General features: G+C 67.7%; 20 protein-coding genes and 1 tRNA gene. 7 read left to right on the forward strand and 14 right to left on the reverse strand.

What is annotated here, in order from left to right:
• Positions 1–4: 4 nt before the first annotated feature.
• A complete protein-coding gene (locus KBZ19_RS14125) occupies positions 5–886 on the forward strand; it encodes a fructosamine kinase family protein (RefSeq protein WP_094514411.1) in 882 nt (293 codons plus the stop codon).
• A 3-nt stretch (positions 887–889) separates the two neighbouring features.
• Here KBZ19_RS14125 and KBZ19_RS14130 read toward each other — a convergent pair whose 3' ends face one another.
• Positions 890–1,270, reverse strand: coding sequence for a CAAD domain-containing protein (locus tag KBZ19_RS14130; RefSeq protein ID WP_094514210.1), 381 nt, complete (start codon positions 1,268–1,270; stop codon positions 890–892).
• 40 nt (positions 1,271–1,310) lie between these two features.
• Between KBZ19_RS14130 and KBZ19_RS14135 the strand changes: the two genes are divergently transcribed.
• The 3 genes from KBZ19_RS14135 to KBZ19_RS14145 are packed head-to-tail and all read left to right on the forward strand — an operon-like array spanning position 1,311 to position 3,841.
• The gene (locus KBZ19_RS14135) at positions 1,311–1,796 is read left to right on the forward strand and encodes a M67 family metallopeptidase (protein WP_094514207.1); all 486 of its coding nucleotides are present in this window, start codon (positions 1,311–1,313) and stop codon (positions 1,794–1,796) included.
• Between the two features lie 46 nt (positions 1,797–1,842).
• Positions 1,843–3,012 (forward strand): molybdopterin-synthase adenylyltransferase MoeB, encoded by a 1,170-nt coding sequence (gene moeB, locus KBZ19_RS14140; protein WP_094514206.1) that lies wholly within the window; start codon positions 1,843–1,845, stop codon positions 3,010–3,012.
• Positions 3,013–3,019: 7 nt separating this feature from the next.
• Positions 3,020–3,841, forward strand: coding sequence for a potassium channel family protein (locus KBZ19_RS14145; protein WP_094514204.1), 822 nt, complete (start codon positions 3,020–3,022; stop codon positions 3,839–3,841).
• A gap of 339 nt (positions 3,842–4,180) precedes the next feature.
• Here the strand turns inward: KBZ19_RS14145 and KBZ19_RS14150 are convergent, their stop codons facing one another.
• Positions 4,181–5,326, reverse strand: a complete 1,146-nt coding sequence (locus KBZ19_RS14150; protein WP_094514202.1) for a cob(I)yrinic acid a,c-diamide adenosyltransferase — start codon at positions 5,324–5,326, stop codon at positions 4,181–4,183.
• 46 nt (positions 5,327–5,372) lie between these two features.
• Between KBZ19_RS14150 and larE the strand changes: the two genes are divergently transcribed.
• A complete protein-coding gene (gene larE / locus KBZ19_RS14155) occupies positions 5,373–6,281 on the forward strand; it encodes an ATP-dependent sacrificial sulfur transferase LarE (RefSeq protein WP_255101366.1) in 909 nt (302 codons plus the stop codon).
• 196 nt (positions 6,282–6,477) lie between these two features.
• Here the strand turns inward: larE and speD are convergent, their stop codons facing one another.
• Positions 6,478–6,984 (reverse strand): adenosylmethionine decarboxylase, encoded by a 507-nt coding sequence (speD, locus tag KBZ19_RS14160; protein ID WP_255101367.1) that lies wholly within the window; start codon positions 6,982–6,984, stop codon positions 6,478–6,480.
• A 38-nt stretch (positions 6,985–7,022) separates the two neighbouring features.
• On the reverse strand, positions 7,023–8,147 hold the full coding sequence (gene recF, locus KBZ19_RS14165; RefSeq protein WP_255101390.1) for a DNA replication/repair protein RecF: 1,125 nt from the start codon (positions 8,145–8,147) through the stop codon (positions 7,023–7,025).
• 136 nt (positions 8,148–8,283) lie between these two features.
• Here recF and KBZ19_RS14170 point away from each other — a divergent pair.
• Positions 8,284–8,357 (forward strand) — tRNA-Arg (locus tag KBZ19_RS14170).
• A gap of 47 nt (positions 8,358–8,404) precedes the next feature.
• Here the strand turns inward: KBZ19_RS14170 and KBZ19_RS14175 are convergent.
• The 8 genes from KBZ19_RS14175 to KBZ19_RS14210 form a co-directional block, all read right to left on the reverse strand.
• Positions 8,405–8,920, reverse strand: coding sequence for a GNAT family acetyltransferase (locus KBZ19_RS14175; RefSeq protein ID WP_094514189.1), 516 nt, complete (start codon positions 8,918–8,920; stop codon positions 8,405–8,407).
• Between the two features lie 7 nt (positions 8,921–8,927).
• Positions 8,928–11,975 carry a phosphoenolpyruvate carboxylase gene (ppc, locus tag KBZ19_RS14180; RefSeq protein WP_369803084.1) on the reverse strand — a complete coding sequence of 1,016 codons (3,048 nt, stop codon included), beginning with the start codon at positions 11,973–11,975 and terminating at the stop codon, positions 8,928–8,930.
• A complete protein-coding gene (gshA, locus tag KBZ19_RS14185; RefSeq protein WP_255101368.1) occupies positions 11,972–13,132 on the reverse strand; it encodes a glutamate--cysteine ligase in 1,161 nt (386 codons plus the stop codon). Before gshA ends, ppc begins: the two co-directional genes overlap by 4 nt.
• Positions 13,129–14,652 carry an anthranilate synthase component I family protein gene (locus tag KBZ19_RS14190; RefSeq protein ID WP_255101370.1) on the reverse strand — a complete coding sequence of 508 codons (1,524 nt, stop codon included), beginning with the start codon at positions 14,650–14,652 and terminating at the stop codon, positions 13,129–13,131. The genes gshA and KBZ19_RS14190 overlap by 4 nt, the downstream gene beginning before the upstream one ends.
• Positions 14,653–14,740: 88 nt before the next feature.
• Positions 14,741–15,172, reverse strand: coding sequence for a photosystem I reaction center subunit II PsaD (locus tag KBZ19_RS14195; RefSeq protein WP_094514174.1), 432 nt, complete (start codon positions 15,170–15,172; stop codon positions 14,741–14,743).
• A gap of 137 nt (positions 15,173–15,309) precedes the next feature.
• Positions 15,310–16,722, reverse strand: coding sequence for a sensor histidine kinase (locus KBZ19_RS14200; protein ID WP_399220379.1), 1,413 nt, complete (start codon positions 16,720–16,722; stop codon positions 15,310–15,312).
• Positions 16,719–17,993 (reverse strand): rod shape-determining protein RodA, encoded by a 1,275-nt coding sequence (gene rodA, locus KBZ19_RS14205; protein ID WP_369803080.1) that lies wholly within the window; start codon positions 17,991–17,993, stop codon positions 16,719–16,721. The genes KBZ19_RS14200 and rodA overlap by 4 nt, the downstream gene beginning before the upstream one ends.
• Positions 17,994–17,998: 5 nt before the next feature.
• Positions 17,999–19,090: an Mrp/NBP35 family ATP-binding protein gene (locus KBZ19_RS14210; protein WP_255101371.1), complete on the reverse strand. Its 1,092-nt coding sequence runs from the start codon at positions 19,088–19,090 to the stop codon at positions 17,999–18,001.
• 88 nt (positions 19,091–19,178) lie between these two features.
• On the opposite strand from KBZ19_RS14210, the gene hemF reads away from it, so the two are divergent.
• On the forward strand, positions 19,179–20,348 hold the full coding sequence (hemF, locus tag KBZ19_RS14215) for an oxygen-dependent coproporphyrinogen oxidase (protein ID WP_255101372.1): 1,170 nt from the start codon (positions 19,179–19,181) through the stop codon (positions 20,346–20,348).
• On the opposite strand, the gene KBZ19_RS14220 is transcribed toward hemF, so the two are convergent.
• Positions 20,296–21,132, reverse strand: coding sequence for a dehydrogenase (locus KBZ19_RS14220; protein WP_255101375.1), 837 nt, complete (start codon positions 21,130–21,132; stop codon positions 20,296–20,298). The two genes, hemF and KBZ19_RS14220, sit on opposite strands and share 53 nt — an antisense overlap.
• A gap of 5 nt (positions 21,133–21,137) precedes the next feature.
• Positions 21,138–21,692: a cofactor assembly of complex C subunit B gene (locus tag KBZ19_RS14225; protein ID WP_094514160.1), complete on the reverse strand. Its 555-nt coding sequence runs from the start codon at positions 21,690–21,692 to the stop codon at positions 21,138–21,140.
• Positions 21,693–21,728 lie beyond the last annotated feature (36 nt).

The following is a 21,728-nucleotide window of genomic DNA, read 5'->3' on the forward strand; positions in this document are numbered from 1 at the left end:
GGCTGTGACGGACGATTCGCTGGCGGCCTGGGTGCGGCAGCACCTGCAGGCCCCACTGCTGTCCCGCCAGCCGGTGGGCGGTGGCTGCATCCACCGGGCCTGGCAGCTGCAGCTTGCCGATGGCCGCCGCTTCTTCGCCAAAACCAACGGCGCGACAGCGTTGCCCCTGCTTCAGGCCGAAGCGGACGGTCTCAAGGCCCTTGCGGCCGCCGCCGGCGCCGACCTGGTGGTGCCGCAACCGCTGCACTGCGCCGTGGTGGAGGGGGAAGCGGTGCTGTTGCTGCCGTGGCTGACGCTGGCCCATGGCGGCAGCTCCCAGGCCTGGAGTGATTTCGGTGCTGCCCTCGCCTGCCTGCACCGGCGCAGCGCCGCTGGCCCGTCGTTGCGTTTCGGCTGGCCGCACGACAACTTCATCGGCTCGAACCCCCAGCGCAACGGTTGGGGGGATCACTGGGGTCGCTTCTTCGCAGAGCGGCGTCTGGGCGTGCAGCTGGAGCTGGCGGCGGCGAAGGGAAAACAGCTACCGGGCAGCCAGCAACTGCTGGCAGACCTGCCCGGCTGGCTCGACGACCACGGCCCTGATCCCTGCCTCGTGCACGGGGATCTGTGGAGCGGCAATGCGGCGCTGCTGCAAGATTCGTCGCTGCCGGCTCTGTTTGATCCGGCCGTCTACCGCGGCGACAGGGAAGTGGACCTGGCCATGGCGCGGTTGTTCGGAGGCTTTCCGGCGGACTTCTTCCTGGGCTATGGGCGTGAATGGCCGTTGCCGCCGGGCGAAGCGCGCCGGCGGCTTGTCTACGACCTGTACCACCTGCTCAATCACGCCAACCTGTTCGGTGGCGGTTACTGGCGACAGGCGCAGGCGTTGATTGACCGGTTGCTCTAGTCCTCAGCCCAGATACTCCTGGCGCAGGCTGCGCAGGCGCTCCACCACGGCGGAGCGCTTTTCGCTGGTGGTGAGGTTCTTCCAGCTCCAGCTGCCCACCACCACCAAACCGAGCAGTTCGAGCAGGCCGGGAACCACAGGCAGCAGGTTGATCGTGTCGAGGACTCCCTTGATCAGGATCTGGGCCACGATCACGGCCAGCAGGATGCCGAGCGCCTTGCCCGCCTTGCCGGCCTGATTCCAGTCCACCTGCTCGAGGGTCTGGTTCACCTTGGTGAGGATCTCGCCGTAACGGGCGTTGAAGCTCGCTCCAGCGTCGGAGCTCTCAGAAGCGGGCACATGGCTGGTCGGTTGCACGTCCTGCTCGGTGATTGTTTCGTTCATTGAATGAGCGGGGTGCGGTGACGGCCCATAACGTATCGGCATGGGTGGCTCTTGGCCAGAACAGCTGGTGATCGATCGGCGCGCCCTGACGGTGCTGGAGGCGATCGTGCGGGCGGCCCACCCTCAGGAGGGCTGCGCTCTGTTGATCGGCCCGATTCCGACAGGCCACGCAGACCACCGCTGGCGGATCACCACGGCGTGGCCGTGCCTGAATGTGTGGGAACCGGAACCGGAGCGTCATCGGCGTTTCGCCCTCGATCCGCGCGAGCAGCTGCAGGCACAGAAGTGGGCGCGCAGCCGTGGCCTCTCGGTGATCGGCGCCGCGCACAGCCATCCCACCAGCGCGGCGGTGCCTTCGGCGCTGGATCTGGAGCTGGCGATGCCCCCCACCGTGCTGCTGATCGCCTCAGGCCTGCACCAGGAGTTGCGGGGCTGGTGGCTGACGGAGACCGGCGATGGCAGGGCGGCCGAGCCGCTGCCGCTGGCTTCGGAGGATGAGGCAAGGCCCGGGGGTTTGGGAGACTGAGGCATGTGCCGCCCAAGCGGCTGTTCTGGCCACCGGCCTTCTGCCCATGCTTCCTCCCGACACCAGCGGCGTCCAGCTCACACCTGATGAGGTGGCCCGCTTCTCACGCCACCTGATCCTGCCCGAGGTGGGCATGGAGGGACAGAAGCGCCTGAAGGCCTCCTCGGTGCTCTGCGTAGGCACCGGTGGCCTTGGTTCTCCCCTTCTGCTCTATCTGGCCGCCGCCGGCGTCGGTCGCCTCGGCATCGTCGATTTCGACGTGGTGGATAGCAGCAACCTGCAGCGCCAGGTGATTCACGGCACCAGCTGGGTGGGCAAGCCGAAGATCGAATCGGCGCGGCATCGCATCCACGAGATCAATCCCCACTGCCAGGTTGATCTCTACGAAACGGCGCTCACCAGCGAAAACGCGCTCGAGATCATCGCCCCCTACGACGTGATCTGCGATGGCACCGATAACTTCCCCACCCGTTATCTGGTGAACGACGCCTGCGTGCTGCTCGACAAGCCCAACGTCTACGGCTCGATCTTCCGCTTCGAGGGCCAGGCCACGGTGTTCAACTATCAGGGCGGGCCCAACTACCGAGATCTGTTCCCCGAACCGCCGCCGCCGGGCATGGTGCCGTCCTGCGCCGAAGGCGGGGTGGTGGGCGTGCTTCCCGGCATCATCGGCATGATCCAGGCCACCGAAGCGGTGAAGATCATCGTGGGCATCGGCACCACGCTCAGCGGTCGCCTGATGCTGTTCGATGCCCTGAAGATGACCTTCCGCGAACTGAAGCTGCGCCCCAGCCCTGAGCGTCCGGTGATCGACAAACTGATCGATTATCAGGAGTTCTGTGGTGTCGGTGGCTCGGCACCCGGCCAGGAGGAAGCGGGCAGTGTGCCCTCCGTGAGCGTGCAGGAGCTCAAAGCCTTGCTCGACAGCCAGCCCACCGATGTGGTGCTGCTCGATGTGCGTAACCCGCCGGAGGCGGAGATCGCGGTGATGCCTGGTGGCGTGCTCGTTCCCCTCGATCAGATCGAAAGCGGGCAGGCGATCGAGCAGGTGCGCGAGTTGGCCGCAGGCAAGCGCCTCTATGTGCACTGCAAGCTCGGCGGCCGCTCGGCCAAGGCCCTGATCGCGCTCAAACGGCATGGCATCGAGGGGGTCAACGTGACGGGAGGCATCAAGGCCTGGAGCGAGGAGGTCGATCCTTCCGTTCCGCTCTACTGACCCCCGCATGCCCCCAGTGGCAAGGGCGGCACTGACGGAGCACGAGCGTGACGGCCGGCGACAGGAGGAACGGCGTCTGCTGCTCCTTGAACAGCAGTTCGTTCCCTTCCTCCTGCTGACTCTGCTGCCGGTGTTTCTCATGCCGGTGGCCACGATCCGCGGGGTGGGCTTCGCCCGCTTCCTGCTGCCGGTGATGGTGTCGCTGCTGGTGCTCCAGTCGATCCGGCTTCTGCCGGCGATCCGGCCCTCCTCGTCGGAGCTGCTGCGCGTTCAGCTCTACCGGCTGCTCGGACTGTTGGCGGCGCTCGGCACCTGGGTGCCATTGCTGGTTGGGGGCTGGCCAAACCAGCAGCTGAGGGTGGTGGCGCTGCTGATGCTCACGGTGTTCTTCCTCACCACAACGGTGCGGTTCGTCCTGGTGCTGGCCCGGGTGCCGCGTGTGAACCTGAAGGTGCTGGCCGGCGCGGCGGCGGGCTATGTGCATCTTGGCCTCACCGGTGGAATCCTGGCCACGGCCATTCAGGTGATTCACCCGGGCAGCTTCAACCTGGGCGTAGAAGCCCACAACGACTTCCTGCTCGACCGACTCACCTATTTCAGCTTTGTGACCCTCGGCGGCCTGGGCTATGGCGATGTGTTGCCCAGCAATCCCCTCGGCGAACGGCTGGCCATTCTGCTGAGCCTCAGCAGCACGTTGTATGTGTCTCTGTTGATGGGCCTATTGCTCGGCCGCTTCATTGCCAACCGGGAGGTGGATCTGATCGAAGAGGAAATCGAGGAGGGGCGCCTGCCGCTGCCGCTCGATGTCGACAGAAGCCGAAAGGAATGAGCGAACGTGCTTGTGCTTGTGCTTGTGCTTGTGCTTGTGCTTGTGCGGGAGTCGGTGCGTACAGTCGTCTGCGCGATAATCAATCAAACAGGATGGAGCAAATTGGGTGAAGTCTGAGTGCGCAAGCCAGGCATGCACAAGCCAGGCATGCACAAGCCAGGGAGACGCAAGCCAAGGATGTCCAATCAGGGGATGCGCAATTCAGAAGAGCTCGAGCCAGGGATACACTCTCCAGAGAGGCGCCACCCACAGATGCGCGTACACATGGCCCAGGCATGTTTGTGCTGAAGTTGCGGGATCCTGGAAGATCCAAGTCAGAGAAGCAAAGAAACGCTCGAATCAATAATCCACGCCGCGCTTGAGGTCCACGCCGCGCTCGGCGTAGTGCTTGTGGCAGACCATCTCTGAATGCACACTGGCCAGATCGAAATAGGCCGGTGGGTTCTTGCAGCGGCCCGTAATGATCACTTCCGTTTCGGCCGGCTTGCGTAGCAGGGTCTGAACGATCGGCTCCACCGGCAGCAATTCCAGATCCACAGTGGGATTCAGTTCATCGAGGATCACGGTTTTGTAGAGACCACTGGCGATCGCTGCCCGGGCGATCTCCCAGGCCCGCTCTGCTTCCACATAATCAATCGGCTGCTGCTGGCCGCGCCACACGATCGCATCGCGGCCTGAGCGCAGGTGATCCACCAGATGGGGATAGCTTTCCCGCAGCGCGGCAATGGCCGCATCTTCGGTATAGCCACTGCCGCCTTTGAGCCATTGCAGGATCAGCACCCGGTGGCTCTTGTCCTGGCTGATGCCACGCCCGATCGCCTGCAGCGCCTTGCCCAGGGCACTGGTGGATTTGCCCTTGCCCTCGCCGGTGTAGATCTCGATTCCGGTGAGCCGGCCGCCCTGATCCTCGTGGTGGTGGGCCCGCATCTCCGAGTGCAGGTCGGCCAGTTGCACCAACTGGGCCGGCGCCCCCCGGCCGGTGACGATCACTTCCATCCCTGCCGGTTTGGCCGCCAGGGTGCGCACTACCTCACCTGCCTCCAGCAGGCCCAGGTCGAGCACCGGGTTGAGCTCATCCAGCACCACCACGGAATAGAGCGCGCTGGCGATGGCGCCTCTGGCGATGTCCCAGCCGCGCTGCGCTTCCTGCCGGTCGAAGGCCGTGGCCTCTCCGGCGGTGAAGAAATCGCCGCGGCCGGTGCGCACCTGATCGATCAGATGGGGAAAGCCCTGTTGCAGGGCTTCAATGGCCGCATCCTCGTCGTAGGAGCGTCCCGGGCCTTTCAGAAAGCGCAGCAGCAACACCCGCGTGCGTTTCTGTTCGCAGATTCCCAGACCGATGGTGCGCAGCACCACCCCGAGGGCCGCCTGGCTTTTGCCCTTGCCTTCGCCGTCGTAGACGTGCAACTGGCCGTGGCTGCGCTCACTGCTGCCTGCGGCCGTGCGGATCCCTATGCCCCGGCCGTTGCTTGTGGTCGCTGCCATGGCTCAGGCTTCTACGATCAGATGCTAACGATCGGCAGCGACTGGAATGCCTTCACCAGCACTGCCGTTTCAGGCTGCCGGAGGCGCTGCTGCCCCGGCCCTGCACCGCCTGCTGGAGTGCCTGCCTGCCGAGCTGTGCACCCAGCTGGAGCGGTTGCGCGCCCGATTGCAGGGTTTCGGGGCTGTGGTGGTGGCCTATTCCGGCGGTGTGGACAGCGCCCTGGTGGCAGCGGTGGCGGCCGAGCAGCTGGGCGAGGAGGCCCTGGCGGTGACGGGTGTTTCCCCCGCCTTGGCCCCCCATCTGCTCCAGGAGGCCCGCCAGCAGGCGGCCTGGATGGGCATCCGCCACCAGGAGCTGGCCACCGCAGAGCTGCAGGATCCCGCCTACTTCCGCAACCCCGTCAACCGCTGCTACGCGTGCAAGAAGGAGCTGCACGGTGTGCTGGCGGAGCAGATCGCCGCCGGCCGCAGCCTGCAGGTGGTGGATGGTGTCAACCTCGATGACCTCAGGGATCATCGCCCCGGGATCGAGGCGGCCCGGGAGCATGGGGTGATTTCACCGCTGGCGGAGCTCGGTATCGACAAGGCGGGCGTGCGTCAGATCTCGCGAGCGCTCGGTTTCCCCTGGTGGGACAAACCTGCCCAGCCTTGCCTCTCCTCAAGATTTCCCTACGGAGAGCCGATCACAGCGCTGCGCCTGGAACGGCTGGCGCGTGCCGAAGAGTGGTTGCACCGCCGCGGGGTGCGTGAGCTGCGGGTGCGGGTGCAGGGGGAGACGGCCCGCATCGAAGTGCCCGCCGATCAGCTCGATTCCTTCGTGACCCGCCTGCCGCGACAGGAATTGGTGGACACGTTCCTGGGGCTGGGCTTCACCGCTGTGAGCCTGGACCTGGAAGGGTTGGTGAGCGGCAAGCTGAACCGCCAGCTGCCGGGCGCCGCAATGGGCCGGGGCTGAACGGGACCAGGCAAACGCACGGTCAGTTTCCAGGCAGCGCCCACACCCAGGCCGAGCCACGGCAAGACGATGGCCAGAGCACAGGCCGATCTACTGGCCAGGCCTGTGTCAGAGCATGGCCAGACGCGAAAAAGGTGGGCAGGGCACTAAATGCCCGCCCACCTTGCATGGCCCTCTTGGTGTGCCCCGGAACGGATCAGGCGGCGGGCACCGGTTCGCGGATTCCGTCGGCGATCGAGGCGGGCGTTTCGCGCCGGAAGCTCTTCAACTTCCGGCGTGTGGCTCCGAGCTCCTGGCCAAGCACGTCACAGGCCCGCTCGGGCATGGTGTGGTCACCGCAGGTGAACACGTCCACAGCCGCGTAACCGGATTCCGGCCACGTGTGAATCGAGATGTGGGATTCGGCCAGAAGAGCAAGCCCCGTAACGCCCTGCGGTTCGAACCGATGGGTGATGAGGTTCAGGAGAGTGGCGCCAGCACGTTTCGCTGCTGTGGTGATGGCGGTCCTGAGGAAGGCTTCGTCATCGAGCTTCTGCGGGTTGCAGTCGTAGAGCTCGAGGATGCAGTGTTTGCCCACCATGGTTTCAGGTGAGCTGGCCACGGGTTCAGCCGGGGCAGGAGAGGCGGGGTGCTTAGGGCTCTTGAGGCTTTGGGCTCCGTTCCATCCCGGGTTGGGGTGGAGGCAGGGCAGGGTCTGGGTCATCGAATCTGTACAAACAGCAATGCATCCTAGTGCCAGGTTCAAGGGGGGGAGTGGATCGCCCCCGCCACGATCCCCACCCGCTGCGAGCCTGCGGCCCAGCGATCGCTGAAACCTTCCAGATGGGTGGCGCTCACCAGGCACTGATGCGCCTCGCCCACGGCTTCAAGCAAAACCTGCTGGCGGGTGGGGTCGAGCTCGGCGAGCACGTCGTCGAGCAGCAGCAGGGGCGGATCGCCGCAGAGCTGCTGCACCAGCTCCAGCTCGGCCAGCTTCAGTGCCAGCACCAGGGTGCGCTGCTGGCCGGCCGAGCCGTAGCGGCGTGCCGCCTGATCGTCGAGCAACAGCCCCACTTCGTCGCGGTGCGGCCCCACCTGACACTGGCCCAGCCTGCGTTCCTCCTGGCGTTGACGCTGGAGCTGCTCGATCAGGGCCTCCCGCCACAGGGCCTCCTCCTCCTCTCCCTCCAGCACGCTGCCGGGCTGATAGCGCAGCTCCAGCCGTTCCCGGCCCCCACTCAGCCGGGCCTGCCAGGCGGCCGCGAGCGGTTGCAGGCGTGCCAGCGCCCGGCGCCGGCGCCGGTGCAGTCGGGTGCCCACCACCGCCATCTGCAGGTCGAAGGCATCGAGCAGGGCCTCCCGCTCCGGCCCTGAGAGGCCGCCGCGCCAGAGGCGGCTGCGCTGCCGCAGCAAGCGGGCGTAGCGGCTCAGCAGCTCGGTGTAGACGGGCTCGAGCTGCAGCACCACCCGGTCGAGCCATTGGCGCCGCAGGGCCGGTTCGCCGCGTACCAGGTGCAGATCGAGGGCACTGAAGCCGACGCAGCGCAGCGGACCGATCAGATCGTGCTGGCGGCTCAGGGTCTTGCCGTTGCGGCGTGCTGTGCGTCCGCCCCGCTGGCGCAGCTCCAGTTCCAGGGCGTCGCTGGCGCTGGCCGCACCCTGGTGGTTCGGCGCCGCCGGTTCATGGCAGAAGCCGCGCACGCTGGCGTGGGTTTCGCCGTGCTGGATCAGGTCGAGGTCGCTGCCGGTGCGATGCGAGCGCAGGCTGCCGAGCAGTTCCACCGCTTCCAGCAGATTCGACTTGCCTTCGCCATTGGCTCCGATCACCAACAGCCGTGGGGCTTCGATCTCCAGCTCCAGCCGGGCGTAATTGCGGAAGTGCAGCAGCTCCAGGCGATGCAGCCGAATGGGTCTGGGGCGGCTTGCGGCTAAGGTAGGCCGAGTGGTGAGGGCGTTGTCTTCCCATCAAGGTCAACAGGTTTTGTCTGTTGACCCACGTGATCCGGCCCACAGCGCCGTACACGGGCATGTAGCTCAGCTGGATAGAGCATCAGATTCCGGTTCTGAGGGTCGGGGGTTCGAATCCCTCCATGCTCGCTTCACTCATTCACTAAGGCGACCCTCCCTCACACCAGTGGCGGGTGTCACTCGGCCATTGGCCGCGATGATGCCCCGTCGCCGGCGGGGGCCGGCGCCTCCACCTCCGCCTTGAGGCCCAGACCCATGGCGCGGATGCCACCGGGATCCACCAGAAACCCATAGCGGCGCAAGGCTGGCAAGGCCTCCGGTGGGGCCGCCACCGAGATGCTGCAACCGCTGAGCTCACGGCGCAGGCGGGAGAGGGCGGCATGCACCAGCACGGTCAGCACCGCTTGCTGCTGTTCGTCGCCGGGGGTGGCTGCCAGGTCCCAGAGGTTGGCGTTCAGCGCCTGATCGCTGGTGGCGCGCACGAAGCCCACCAGCTCGCCGGCGGGGTTGCGCACGCTCAGCTGCCAGGCGCTGCGCAGGAGCACCTGCGCCAGCTTGGCCTCACTGCGCTGCGGTTCGCCGCAGGCCATCAGCAGGAGGTTCAGCTCACTGGGGTGGGGGGAGGGCTCACTCTCCAGGACGTACCCATCAGGGAGACGCGGCACGGCCGGTTGGTTGCGAAACGGGATCAAGCAGCGTTCAACCCGTGTTGCGCATGCCGGCGGCGATGCCATTGATCGTGAGCAGGGCGCCGCGCAGCAGCTCACTGCGGCTGTAGGTGCGCCCATCGGTGGCGGCATCGCTGGCCACTTCACTCATCGGCGGCTGGCGATGCTGGTCGCGCAGGCGGCGCAGCAGGGCCACCTGCAGGAAGCCCAGCGGAATGATCGTGCGGTTGCGCAGGTCGACCGAGAGCTGCAGGGCCGGATCACCATCCAGCAGGCGGGTGTGGCCGGAGATCTTCAGCACCAGATCCCGGGTGAGCGTGAACTCGGCGGCGATCACCTCGAAGATGCGCTCGAAGGCGTCGCGGTGGCTGGGCCGGCCCAGAGCCTGCACGTAGTGATGGGCCAGGTCGAGATCCACCTTCGAGAGGGTCATCTCCACCTTGGAGATCAGCATCCGGAAAAAGGGCCAGCGCTGGTAGAGCAGCTTCAGCAGCTCCAGCTGGTCGGGGTCGTGCTCCAGCTCCTCCTGTAGCGCCGCCCCCACACCGAACCAGCTCGGCAGCAGGAAGCGGCTCTGGGTCCAGCCGAACACCCACGGGATGGCCCGCAGGCTGGACAGATCCTTGGCGCCGCTCTTGCGGCGGGCCGGCCGGCTGGAGATCTGCAGCTTGCTGATCTCCTCGATCGGGGTGACCTGCTGGAAGAACTCCACGAGGTCGGGGTTTTCATGCACCAGCTTGCGGTAGTGCTGACGGGAGCGGGCGCCGAGGCGGCCCATCAGCTCGTTCCAGGCGGGGGTGTCATCGAGGCTGCTGCTCACCAGGCTGTTCTGCAGCACGGCGGTGGTCATCGTCTCGAGGTTGTAGAGCGCCAGCTCGGGCAGGGAATACTTCGAGGCGAGCACCTCGCCCTGCTCGGTGATCTTGATGCGGCCATTCATCGTTCCGCTCGGCTGGGCCAGGATCGCCTGGTAGGCGGGGCCGCCGCCGCGTCCCACCGAGCCGCCGCGGCCATGGAAGATGCGCAGCGCCACCCCGTGCTGCAGCGCCAGCCGCTGCAGGCCGATCTGGGCCTTGTGGATCTCCCAGTTGCTGGAGAGAAAGCCGGAATCCTTGTTGCTGTCGGAGTAGCCGAGCATCACTTCCTGCAGGGCCCTGTCGGCTTCGCCATTGCTGGCGAGCAGCTGCAGGTAGAAGGGTTCGCTGAACAGCCGCTCCATCACGGCCGGGGCGTGCTGGAGGTCTTCGACCGTTTCGAACAGGGGCACCACCAGCAGCGAGGTGCGCACCGCCTTGGGATCGACCAGCCCGGCCTCCTTGGCGAGCAGCAGCACCTCCAGCAGATCCGAGGCCGTGTGCGACATCGAGATCACGTAGCTGCGGCAGATGCGCGTGCCGAACTCCCGCTGCAGCCGCTCAAGCATGCGGAACACCGCGAAGGTTTCGGCCGTGGCCGGGCTCCAGACGGCGGCGGCGGGCAGCAGCGGCCGCCGCGTCTGCAGCTCCTGCAGCAACCAGGCGACGCGCTCGTCCTCGGCCATCTCGCCGTAGGGCACCGGCAGCTGGAGGTAACGGCTCAGTTCGTCGAGGGCATCGCTGTGGCGGGTGCTCTCCTGGCGGATGTCGAGGGTGGCGAGGCTGAAGCCGAAGATGTGCACCTGGCTCAGCAGCTTGCGCAGCGGCTCACAGCTGAGCCCGGTGGTTTCGAGGCTGTCGCGCAGCAGCTCCAGATCGGTGCGCAATTCATCCACGGAGGCGTAGTGGAGGTCTTGCGGGGCGCTGGCGATCGGCCCGGTGCCGATGGTGAGAGCCGGCGGGAAGGAGCCGGCATCGCAGGGGGCCTCCCAGCCCGCCTCCGCCAACTGCTGGTTGCGGCGGTGGGTGAGGCGCAACCGCTCCAGGGTGTAGCTCAGCTTCAGCCGGTAGGGCTCCAGCCGGTAGCGGGCAGCCCGTTCGTCGTAGATCTCGGGGAAGCGCAGCCGATCCATCTCCAGGGATTCCAGCAGCGGAGCGCTCACCTGGCTCCACTGCATCGAGATGCTGAGTTGATCGCGCAGGTCCTGGACGGCGCTGATGTAGCGCTCGATCATCAGCTGCCGCTGATAGCAGGCAGTGCGCCAGGTGATGTCCGGCGTGACCGAGGGGTTGCCGTCGCGATCAGCTCCCACCCAGGAGCCGAAGGTGCAGAAGGCGTCGCGGGGGGGCTCCACATCCGGGTAGCTGCAGCCCAGGGCGCTGTGGATGCGCTGGCGCAGCAGCGGCATGGCGTCGAACAGCACCTGCTGGAAGTAATGCAGGGCGTAGTCGACTTCGTCGAGCACCGACGGCTTGAACTGGTGCAGCTCATCGGTGCGCCACCACAGCCGGATCTCCTCCTCCAGCTGCAGCCTGAGGCTGCGCTCGTCGTGCAGATCGCTGGGGCTGTTCACTTGTAGCCGGTGGATCAGGCTCGCCACCCGCCGCTGCTTGTGCCGCACGGTGTGGCGCACGATCTCGGTGGGGTGGGCAGTGAACACCAGGCGGATGTCCAGTTCGCGCAGCAGGTTTTCCAGCTGGGCAGGAGGCACGTTCAGCCCCCGCAGGCGGGTGAACAGCTCGCGGAAGGTGGCCGGATCGGTCTGGCTGGCGAGCGGCGGCGCGAACGGATCGGGGATGGGGTTGGTGGTGCCCTCCTGGAGGCTGGCCAGGTAGCTGTCTTCCTCGATGTGCTGCTCGAGGATGTTGACCAGCTGGAAGTAGAGAGAAAAGGCGCGGGCCGCGGCGATCGCCTCCGCCAGGTCCATGTCCCTGATCAGCTGCACGATCGCTGCGCTGGTGGCGCTGGCCGTCAGGGCGTTGGCGGGATCGCTGAGATCCTTCATGCGCAGCAGCCGTTCCGCCTGCTCGGGCGGGCACTCGCTGCGCAGCACGGTTTTCCAGAGGTCTTCAACCAGCTCCAGCCGCTCACCGAGCAGACGGGTCACCCGCGGGGCAGGCTGCGCCAGGCCGGCCTCCATGACGCCGTCTTCGCGCATGGGTGCAGGGGCGGACAGGGACTGCCGCATGAGGACGGAGCCAGCAGAGGACGCTCCCATGATCATCCCAAAGGGTGCAGGGCTTCTGTGTTGAGCGGTGCCGGATCCCACGTGCGTTCCTGCTCTTCCATCCAGACCACCTCGCGGCTGAGGATCGCCTCGATCGATTCGCCCTGCCGGTGCAGCGCCAGCCAGCGGATCGCCTGGTTGCCGTCCCGCAGCACCGCCTCCAGCGGCAGCAGCCAGGGGGCGAGGCCGCTGCGTTCGGCCAGGGGCCACAGCGCATCGATCTCCCGCCGCAGCCAGGCGCGAGCCGTGATCGTTTCGCCGCTGCGCCAGTCGCGCAACTCACTGTCGAGGCTCAGGCGCGCGGCGGCCTGATCGTTGGCATCGGCCAGCTCCGCCAGGGCGTCGGGGCTGAGACGGCTGGCGAGCAGGGGGTCGTGGGCGTCGGGGGCGTCGAGCAGCTGCCACAGGCGCAGCTCGGCGAAGGCGGTGATCGCCAGCAGCAGCCGGGGATCGCTGATCAGATCACAGATCCGGATCTCCACCCGGTTAAGCCGGTGGGGACGGTCGTCGCCGTTGGGCCGCACGGAGGTCCAGAGGTGGCGGATGTTGCGCATCGTTCCCGCCGCCAGCTGCTCTTCCATCCAACGGATGTAGTGCCCGTGATCGAGAAACAGGGGTACCTGCTCGGGGGTGAGCGGAAACTGCAGCCATCGCTGCGAATGGGCGCCGGTGGCGACGCCATCGAGGAAGGGGCTGCTCGCACTCAGGGCCAGCAGCAGCGCCGCCTCGCAGCGCAGCAGCCGGCAGGCGGCGAACAGGGGATCCATCGACGTGAGGCCCAGGTTGATGTGCACGCTCGCGGTCACCACCCGGGTGCCGTAGGCCGAGGCGATGAAGCCGTGGTACGGGTTGCTGGGGTCGGAGCGCTCGAAGCGCCGGCTGTCCCCCAGGCTCAAGGTGCTGCCCGGCAGCAGGGTGAGGCCGCGGTCCTGCAGCCAGTGCCGCAACCGTCGGCGGGGCTCCAGCAGCAGCGCCAGCTGGCGGGAGTAATCGGCGTCCGGTTCGGTGATGTATTCGAGATTGCGGTGATCCGGTTCGGTCACGAAGCCGCTGAGGGCCGCGGCGGCCTCAGCCGCCACCCCCACCACACGGCCGTCGGAGCGGCCGGTGAACAGTTCCACCTCGAACCCTTTGGTCAGCAGGGAGGCGCTCATGGCCGTTCCTCGCCGAGGCAGGCCAGCGCCTTGAGCAGGCCGCGCGCCTTGTTCAAGGTTTCCTCGTACTCACTGGCGGGCTGGGAATCCGCCACCAGGCCGGCTCCCGCCTGCACCTGCACCCGCCAGCCGCCGTCCGGGTGGGGCAGCACCACCATCGTGCGGATCGTGATCGCGGTGTTGAGCGCACCGCTCAGGTCCATGGCGCCGTAGACGCCGGAGTACGGGCCTCGGGCATCGGGTTCAAGGGCATGAATCAGCTGCATCGCCCTGATCTTCGGGGCGCCACTCACGGTGCCGGCGGGGAAGGAGGCCTTGAGCAGGTCCCAGATGTCCTTGCCAGCGGCGAGCACGCCCTCCACCTGGCTGACGATGTGCATCACGTGGGAATAGCGCTCAATCACCATCAGCTCCGTGACCTTGACGCTGCCGGGTGCGCAGACCCGGCCCAGGTCGTTGCGACCGAGATCCACGAGCATCACATGCTCGGCCCGTTCCTTGGGATCGGCCAGCAGGTCGCGCTCGAGCTGCTGGTCTTCGCTTTCATCGGCGCCGCGGCGCCGCGTGCCGGCGATCGGCCGCAGCGAGGCCTTCACCCCTGCCGCCATCGGCTCGGCCTTCACCATCACCTCGGGGCTCGAGCCGATCAGGTGCCAGCCGCCGAAGTTGAAGAAGGCCATGTAAGGGGAGGGGTTCACCATCCGCAGGCTTCTGTAGATGTCGAACGGATCGCGGTGCATGCGGGTTTCCAGCCGCTGGCTGAGCACCAGCTGGAACACATCGCCGGCGGCGATGTGTTCGCGGGAGGCCCGCACGGCGGACTCGAAATCCTCCCGGCTGCGGTTGCTGGTGGTGGGGAGCGTCCTGGTGGGCTCCGATTCCCAGCGCAGCGGTAGGACGCTGCTGGGCAGCGGAGCATGCATGCGGGCTTCCAGCGCCGAGATGCGCTCCACTGCCGCCGCGTAGGCCTGCTCGGGATCGCCCCCCTGGCTCAGGTCGGCGTAGGCCACAGCCGTGATCTGCCGCTTCACCTGGTCGAACACCAGCAGGCTGTCGGCCAGCATCCAGCAGCCATCGGGCGGGCCATGCGGATCGCAGGGATGCACCGGCACGCTGGGTTCGATCCAGCGAATCAGCTCGTAGCCCCAGAAGCCGAACAGCTGCCCCACCGGCGGCAGGCCGGGGATCGGGCTGGTATGGAGTCCGGCCAGGCCGTCGCGCAACAGCTCGAAGGGGTTGCCTTCCAGCGGCTCGCAGCGCCCATCACGCCAGAGGCGCTCGGCGCTGGCACCACGCACCGTGAGCGTCCAGAGGGGATCGGTGGCAACGAAGCTCCACCGCCCCACCCGCTCGCCGCCCTCAACCGACTCCAGCAGCACCCCATGGCTGCTTGTGGTGCCCACCTTCAACCAGGTGGTGAGAGGCGTTTCGAGGTCGGCTGGCCAGCGGTCCCACAGGGGGATGAAGGTGCGGCCTGAGCTGGCCTGAGCGAGAAAGGCGTCGCGATCGGGAAAGGGCATCGGGCCTACGGCCGGGCAAAAAAAACGGGGCCACCGGCCCCGCCTTTCTAAGTGTTGTTTGCGCGAGGGATCAGCGCAGGTCAGAACTTCAGCTGTCGAAGGTGTTGCGGCCCGAGAACTTGATCGAGGAAGGGTCGGGGTTCTGGCCGATGCGGCGGGCGTTGTGGTTCACCATTGGGCGGCCTTCGTTGACCTTCTCGGGGAACACACCATCTTTCGGGTGCAGATACTCGGTGTCACCGCCGGGGAAGATACGGTAAACCTTGTAATCCTCAATTCTGGGTTTGAACTTGGTGCGCAGCTGCGTACCGAGGGCGAGGCACTGTTCCTTGCGGGCGAAATACATGATGTTCTCCCCTTCGTTCATCTCGGCGGCACCACCGGTGGGCAGCTCGAAGGGCTGGGATTTGGAGCTGGTCCAGGTGATCGCGTACTTCTCCTCAGTTTCAGCCGAGTTGAGCAGACCGCCGGTGCTGCCGATGTACTTGGGAAGTTGACCGCTCAGCGCCGTTGCTGTCATGGCTGTGGGGGGAGGGGAGTCTGCAGGGGTCTGAGGGGTGCTCAGAAGCCGTCCGCCGACCATTTCGGCTGGAAGCTAGCACTGTCATTTCAGCCAGACCGTCTCTCGGTGCCTGGTCTTCACACCCGTCAACAAAGTCAGGCGGGTTCGCGTGGCGGAGGCGCGGTCGCCCCCTGGTTGGCGAGGGGAAAGAACACGGTCAGGCCGCTGCCGGAGCGTTCGGTCAACCGGCCCCCCAGGCTGCGGAAGAGGTCCTGAGTGGCCTGCCGGCTGAGCTGCAGGCTGCCGGTGAGCGGATCCCAGCGCAGCACCGGTCCGACGGTGGCGGTGGATCCCCGCCCCCCGGACTTGTCTCCGTCAGGCTCACGGCCGCCGCCGGCTTCATCGCAGCTCAGCTGCAATTTCAGCCGTGATCCCGCCGGTTGCAGGCGGATCCGCACGGTGGTGCCCCCCGGCAGGCTGCGGCTGAACCGGTCGATCAGGCCGCCCAGCATCGTTTCCAGGCGGCTCGGATCGCTGAGCACCGGCGGCATCGCCTCGGCCACCTCAAGCTGCAGCGTCAGGCCGCGCCGTTCCAGCTGCCGCTGCCAGAGCCCTGCCAGCTGGTGCAGCAGGGCCGCCAGATCGGTGCGGGCGAGCTGTTGCTGCTGCCGCGGCTGACGCTGCAGCTCGGCGGCATGGAAGATCAGACCGAAGCGATCGATCTGTTCGCTGCATTCGCTGTCGATCTGCTGCAGCCGCTGCTCCACTACGGCGGGCAGGTCGCGGCGCCGCAGCAGGGAGCGGATGAGGGTGCGGATCGTGGCCAGGGGCGTGCGCACCTCATGGGTGAGGGCTTCCAGCAGGGCTAGCTCGCTGGAGCGTTCGGCCTGGTGATCGTTGCCGGCTCCCGTAGCCACCAGCGGCTGAAGCGTGACACTCGGCGCCATGGCGGCCAGCTGTTCCCCCAGCCGCGGCCAGAAGCGCAAGGCCATGCCCTCGTCGCTGCGCAGCTGGCCCAGCCGCTGCAGAGCGCTGCGCAATTGCAGACCCGCCTGCGGAGCCGTGTCCTGCAGCCGCTGGTCCACCAGTTGCAGGGCGGCCGAGAGGGTGGCGGGATCGAAGCGCAGCACAAAGCGGCGGCGCGGGGGCTCCCCCTCCAGGGCCATGGCCACCTGCAGGTCGGGGGTGATCAGCAACAACAGCGGATCGGTGCCGTCGTCGTCCCGCAAGATCAGGCGTTCGAAGGCGGCGGCCTTCCCTTCCGCCGCCGCCGGGACGGCCCCGCGCGGATCCGGAAGCAGTGCAACCGGCGGCTGCAGCAACGACCCCACCGCCGCCGGGGTCCAGACCCATCCCTGCAGCTGTTGCAGCAACGCTGGCTCGTAGAGAGCCGGCAGGGGCGAGGCCAGCCAAACGCCGCGAAGCGGCTGGAGCGCTGGCAGGAAGTCGTTCTGCAAGGTGGCCAGGGCCGCCCACCATTGCCGGCGCACGCCGTCCTCGTCGGCGCGCCCGGGCGGCACCCCTTTGGCCAGCCTCTGCCTGATCTGCGCCAGGCTCGGGGAGGTCACCAGTGGCTCTGCTGGTGGCGGCTGTGGCGGTTCACCGAGGCGCAAAGCCCCAGCGCCAGGAAGTTCACCAGCAGGGAGGAACGCCCGTAGCTCATCCAAGGGAGGGGGATGCCGGTGACCGGCCCCAGCCCGATGGTCATGTTGATGTTAACCACCACCTGGAACAGAACCATGGCGCCCACGCCGATCACCACCAACGACTCGAAATCGGTGCGGGCCTTGCCGGCGATCTGCAGCAGGCGCCACATCAGCACACCGAAGCCGAGCAGCAGCAGCATCGCGCCCACGAAACCGAGCTCCTCGCCGAGGGCGCTGAAGATGAAATCCGTGTGCTGCTCGGGGATGAAACGCAGTTTGGTCAGCTGACCGTGCATCAGGCCGGTGCCCCAGAGCCCGCCGGAGCCGATGCCGATCTTGCTCTGAAGCAGGTGGTACCCCCCACCGAGGGGATCCTTGGATGGATCGAGAAACAGCACCAGCCGGTCGCGTTGGTAGGCCTTCAGCCCATGCATCCAGAGGTAAGGGGTGATGGCCGCAAACAGCCCCTGCACCGCCAGGGTGATCGCCACGCCGATCCAGCGCCACGGCAAAGAGCGGTAGGCGATCAGGCCCATGAGCGGCACCCAGATCCCGAGCGCCGGTGGGAGTGTGCCGGCCAGGATCGCTGCCACCAGCGGTGACAGCAGCAGCACCACCCAGCCCAGCGGCATGCCGGCCCAGAACATCATCACCAGCAGAACGGCGGCGAACACCAAAGAGGTGCCCAGGTTGGGTTCCAGGAACACCAGGGTCCAGGGAATCAGGAACACCCCGGTGGGCCTGATCAGATCCACCGGTCGCTCGATCGGGTAGCGCGACAGCACACCGGCGAGCAGCAGGATCGCGCCGAGCTTGGCGAACTCCGAAGGCTGCACGTGAAAGCCGCCGATGTTGATCCAGCGCTGCGCCCCGAGGGCGTAGGTGCCGATCAATCGCACGCTGATGAGGCTCACCACGGTGAGGCCGTAGATGGGCAGCAGCAGCGCCCTGAGCCGCTCCAGCGGCACCCGAGACAGCAGGGCCGCCAGCACCAGGCCCACCCCTCCGGTGATCCAGTGCTGATACCAGTCGGCGAATTCGGCCTGGCGCTGGGTGCTGGCGATCAGGATGCCGGCCAGGAAGGTCATGGCCAGGGGGATGCCCCACAGCACCAGATCGATCTCCTGAAACGGCGATCGCCGTTGGGGCCGCCGCGCCGAGAACATGCTCTGCCGCCCTTTGGGCAAGCCCATCACGCTCAGGCCGGGGTCAGGCTCGGGCTGGAGAGGCTTTGCGCCAGGGCGCGGAAGGCCTGGCCCATGGCGGAATCCGGCCGGGCCACCACCACCGGCAACCCCTGATCACCGGCCTCCATCACGCTCATCTCCAGGGGAAGTTCCGCCAGCAGGGGCACCTCGGCTTCGGCGGCCAGGGCGGCGCCGCCACCGCTGCCGAAGATCGCGTAGCGGGTCTCCGGCCTGTCGGGAGGAATGAACACACTCATGTTCTCCACCACGCCCAGCACCTTCACCCCCATCTGCAGGAACATCGCCAGGCCGCGGCGCGCATCCTGCAGCGACACCTTCTGGGGTGTGGTGACGATCACCACGCCGGCCATGGGCACGGCCTGGGCGAGGGTGAGCTGGGCGTCGCCGGTGCCGGGTGGCAGGTCGACCACCAGCACGTCGCGTTCGCCCCAGTTCACCTGATACAGAAACTGGCGGATGATGCCGTTGAGCATCGGTCCACGCCACACCACCGGCTGGTTTTCCTGGATCAGCAAGCCCATCGACACCAGGCCGATGCCGCAGGTGTCGATCGGTGTGAGCACCTGCTGGTCGCCGCTGCCGCTCACCTCAGGGGTGCGGTCGGCCACGCCCAGCATGGTGGGGGCATTGGGGCCGTAGATGTCGGCGTCCAGCAGGCCCACCTTCAGGCCGCTGGCGGCCAGGGCGCAGGCCAGGTTGACGGCCACCGTGCTCTTGCCGACACCGCCCTTGCCGCTGCTGACGGCGATCACCCGCTTCACCCCGGGGATGCCCTGGCGCTCGGGCAGCTGCCCCGGGGCCGCCGAGGCGCCATGGCCATGGCCGTGCCCCGCGCTTGAGGCGGGCTGGGCCAGCTCGATCTGGACGTCGTCGATGCCATCAAGCGCCAGCAGGGCTGCCCTCGCGGCGCTGGCGATCTGCTCGCGCTGGCTGGTGGCGTAGCCGGGAAGGGCGAGTCGGAACAGGGCGCGGTTGTCCTGGGTGCGCACCTGGCTGATCCAGGCCAGTTCCAGCAGGCTGCGGCCGGTGCCCGCGTCGCAGAGGGCCTGAAGGGCTTCGCGTGCCTGATCGGCGGTGGCCATCCGGCTGACTGGGCAAAGAGGGTGATCTTAGGCGCCGCTCCCATGACAGACCCTCTCGAAGGCTTGTCTGGCGGGGCGACAGGCTGGAATGGTGTTCAGGTATCGGGCGCCGTTTGCGGCGAAGGGATTGGTGGCGGAGCAGGGAGTGGCCAGGCAGGGCGGGCCGGAGCCGGTGGGAACCCAGTCCCCCGGCCCCGTGGGCACAGCGACGGCCCCCGGGCCAGAGGGCACGGCGACGCCACCCCCCGCGGATTCACGCCAGCGCGCCAGACAGTTGCTGATGGGCCTGCAGGACAGCATCTGCGCGGGACTGCAAGCCCTGGACGGCGAGGGAACCTTCAAGGAGGAAAGCTGGGAGCGCCCCGAAGGCGGGGGCGGTCGCTCGCGGGTGATGCGCGAGGGCCGTGTGTTCGAGCAGGGCGGTGTGAACTTCTCCGAGGTGGAGGGTGACAACCTTCCCCCGTCAATCCTCAACCAGCGGCCCGAGGCCAAGGGGCAGCACTGGTTCGCCACCGGCACCTCAATGGTGCTCCACCCCCGCAACCCCTACGTTCCCACCGTCCACCTCAACTACCGCTATTTCGAGGCCGGCCCTGTGTGGTGGTTCGGCGGCGGCGCCGACCTCACCCCCTACTACCCGTTCCTGGAGGACGCGCGCCATTTCCACGGCACGCTCAAGGCTGCCTGCGACAGCGTCGACCCGGCCTATTACACGGTGTTCAAACCGTGGTGCGACGAATACTTCCACCTGAAGCACCGAGGCGAGACCCGCGGCATCGGCGGCATCTTCTACGACTACCAGGATCCGGGCGGCATCCTCTACAAGGGGCAGGATCCAGCCGGCCCTGCCGCTGCCGTCAGCAAGGCCCTGGGGCCCTGCAGCCACGGCTGGGAGCAGCTGTTCCGCCTGGCCGGAGCCTGCGGCAATGCCTTCCTGCCCAGCTTCATCCCGATCGTGGAGAAGCGCAATGGCCTTCCCTACGGCGAGCGAGAGCGGCAGTTCCAGCTCTACCGGCGCGGGCGCTACGTGGAGTTCAACCTGGTGTTCGACCGCGGCACGATCTTCGGCCTGCAAACCAACGGCCGCACCGAGTCGATCCTGATGTCGCTGCCGCCGCTGGTGCGCTGGGAATACGGGTATGTGCCGGAGCCTGGCAGCCGCGAAGCGCTGCTCACCGAGCTGTTCACCCGCCCGCAGGAGTGGCTCAGCGATCCATCGCTGGAGGAACGCTGCCGACCCCGACAGGCTGTGGACTGAGCGGAGCCGTCCCGGGCCCGCCAGGACTGGGCGTGAGACCCGTCTCAATGGCCTGCACCACCCGGGCGGCGATGGCCTCCAGAGTGGCCTGGCGCCGGTAGGGGTCGCGCAGCCCGGCTTCCAGGGGCCCTTCCAGCTTGCCGATCTCAAGGATGGCGATGCCGCGCCGGGGCGCCCCCAGCCCCTGGCGGAAGCGGGCCGGAAACCCGCCGAAGGCACCGGCCAGTGCTTCGTCGAGGCGGCTGAGCGGCTGCTGCAACGGGGGGATCAGGCCGGAGCCGAATCCATCGGGGCCGTAGGCATCGAAGTGGATCTCGACCGCATAGCCGCCGCGGCGCACGTGCTCGCGGCCCACACTCCAGTTGGTGCGGGGATCGTCGCCGTTGGCGATCGTGCGGAGCGGGGGGTCGTAGAAGCCGATCGCCAGACCACGCTGCTGGCCGAGCCGTGCCACCTCCTGGGCCACCGCCAGGTTCCAGAAGAGCTCGTCGCGGATCTCCGCCTGCATCGGGGCCGCCCCGAACAGGCCCACGGCCTCACCCGGTGTGCCGGCGCCGGCGATGCCCTGGGAGTCGGCGTGGCCCGCCAGCACCAGGACCGGCGTGCCGGGGGGGAGCGTGCGGGTGCCCACCCAGTCTTTGCTGAGCCGGGTGCGGGGACCGGTGAGAGGATCATGGCCGGCCAGGGCCGCCGGCACCGGCAGCGTGGTGGTGATCACCAGCGCCAGCAGGCCGAACCGGGGCAGCAGCGATCCGGGCCAGCGCGTCGGGGCGAGGCAGTGCATGGGGATCAGATCGGGGAGCTGAGCAGGGCACCGTCGCTGGCCAGCTGCAGGCGGGGGCCCATCTCCAGTTCCAGGGCGATCAGTTCATCGCGGTGGGCCCGCAGCTGCAGGCTGCTGCCGGAGGCCTCATCGCCGCTGATCAGACGCAACTCGACCTGCTCCTGCCGGTTGGCCCGCCGCCGGTAGACCACCCCCGCCAGTGGGCCTGCCGCCACCAGCAGCAGCGGCCAGCCGCCCAGCACCGGCAACAGCTGACGCAGCACCAGGCCGAGGCAGGCCCCCCCCACCGCCGCCAGCAGGGACAGCAGCAGCGCCAGATTGGTGCTGGCGGCCACGGTGCCCTGGAAGCGAAGCACCCGCCGCTCGGCATCGCCGCTGTCGGTGCGCCAGCCGCGCTGCAGCAACCATTGGCTCAGGCCCTCCAGCACCTCCACCGGCGGGCGGGGCGAGTGCACCTCCACCACCGTGGTGCGGTCCTTGCTGGCGGCCCGCAGGAAGAACACCAGCCCGATCGCCAGCAGAACGGTGAGCAGCAGGGTGGAGCCCAGGGCAGGGGGCATGGGGAGCGGGCCGTGTGTGGCTGCCATTCTCTCCCA

The organism is Synechococcus sp. L2F (genome assembly GCF_024345695.1).
In the GTDB taxonomy this organism is placed as follows: domain Bacteria; phylum Cyanobacteriota; class Cyanobacteriia; order PCC-6307; family Cyanobiaceae; genus MW101C3.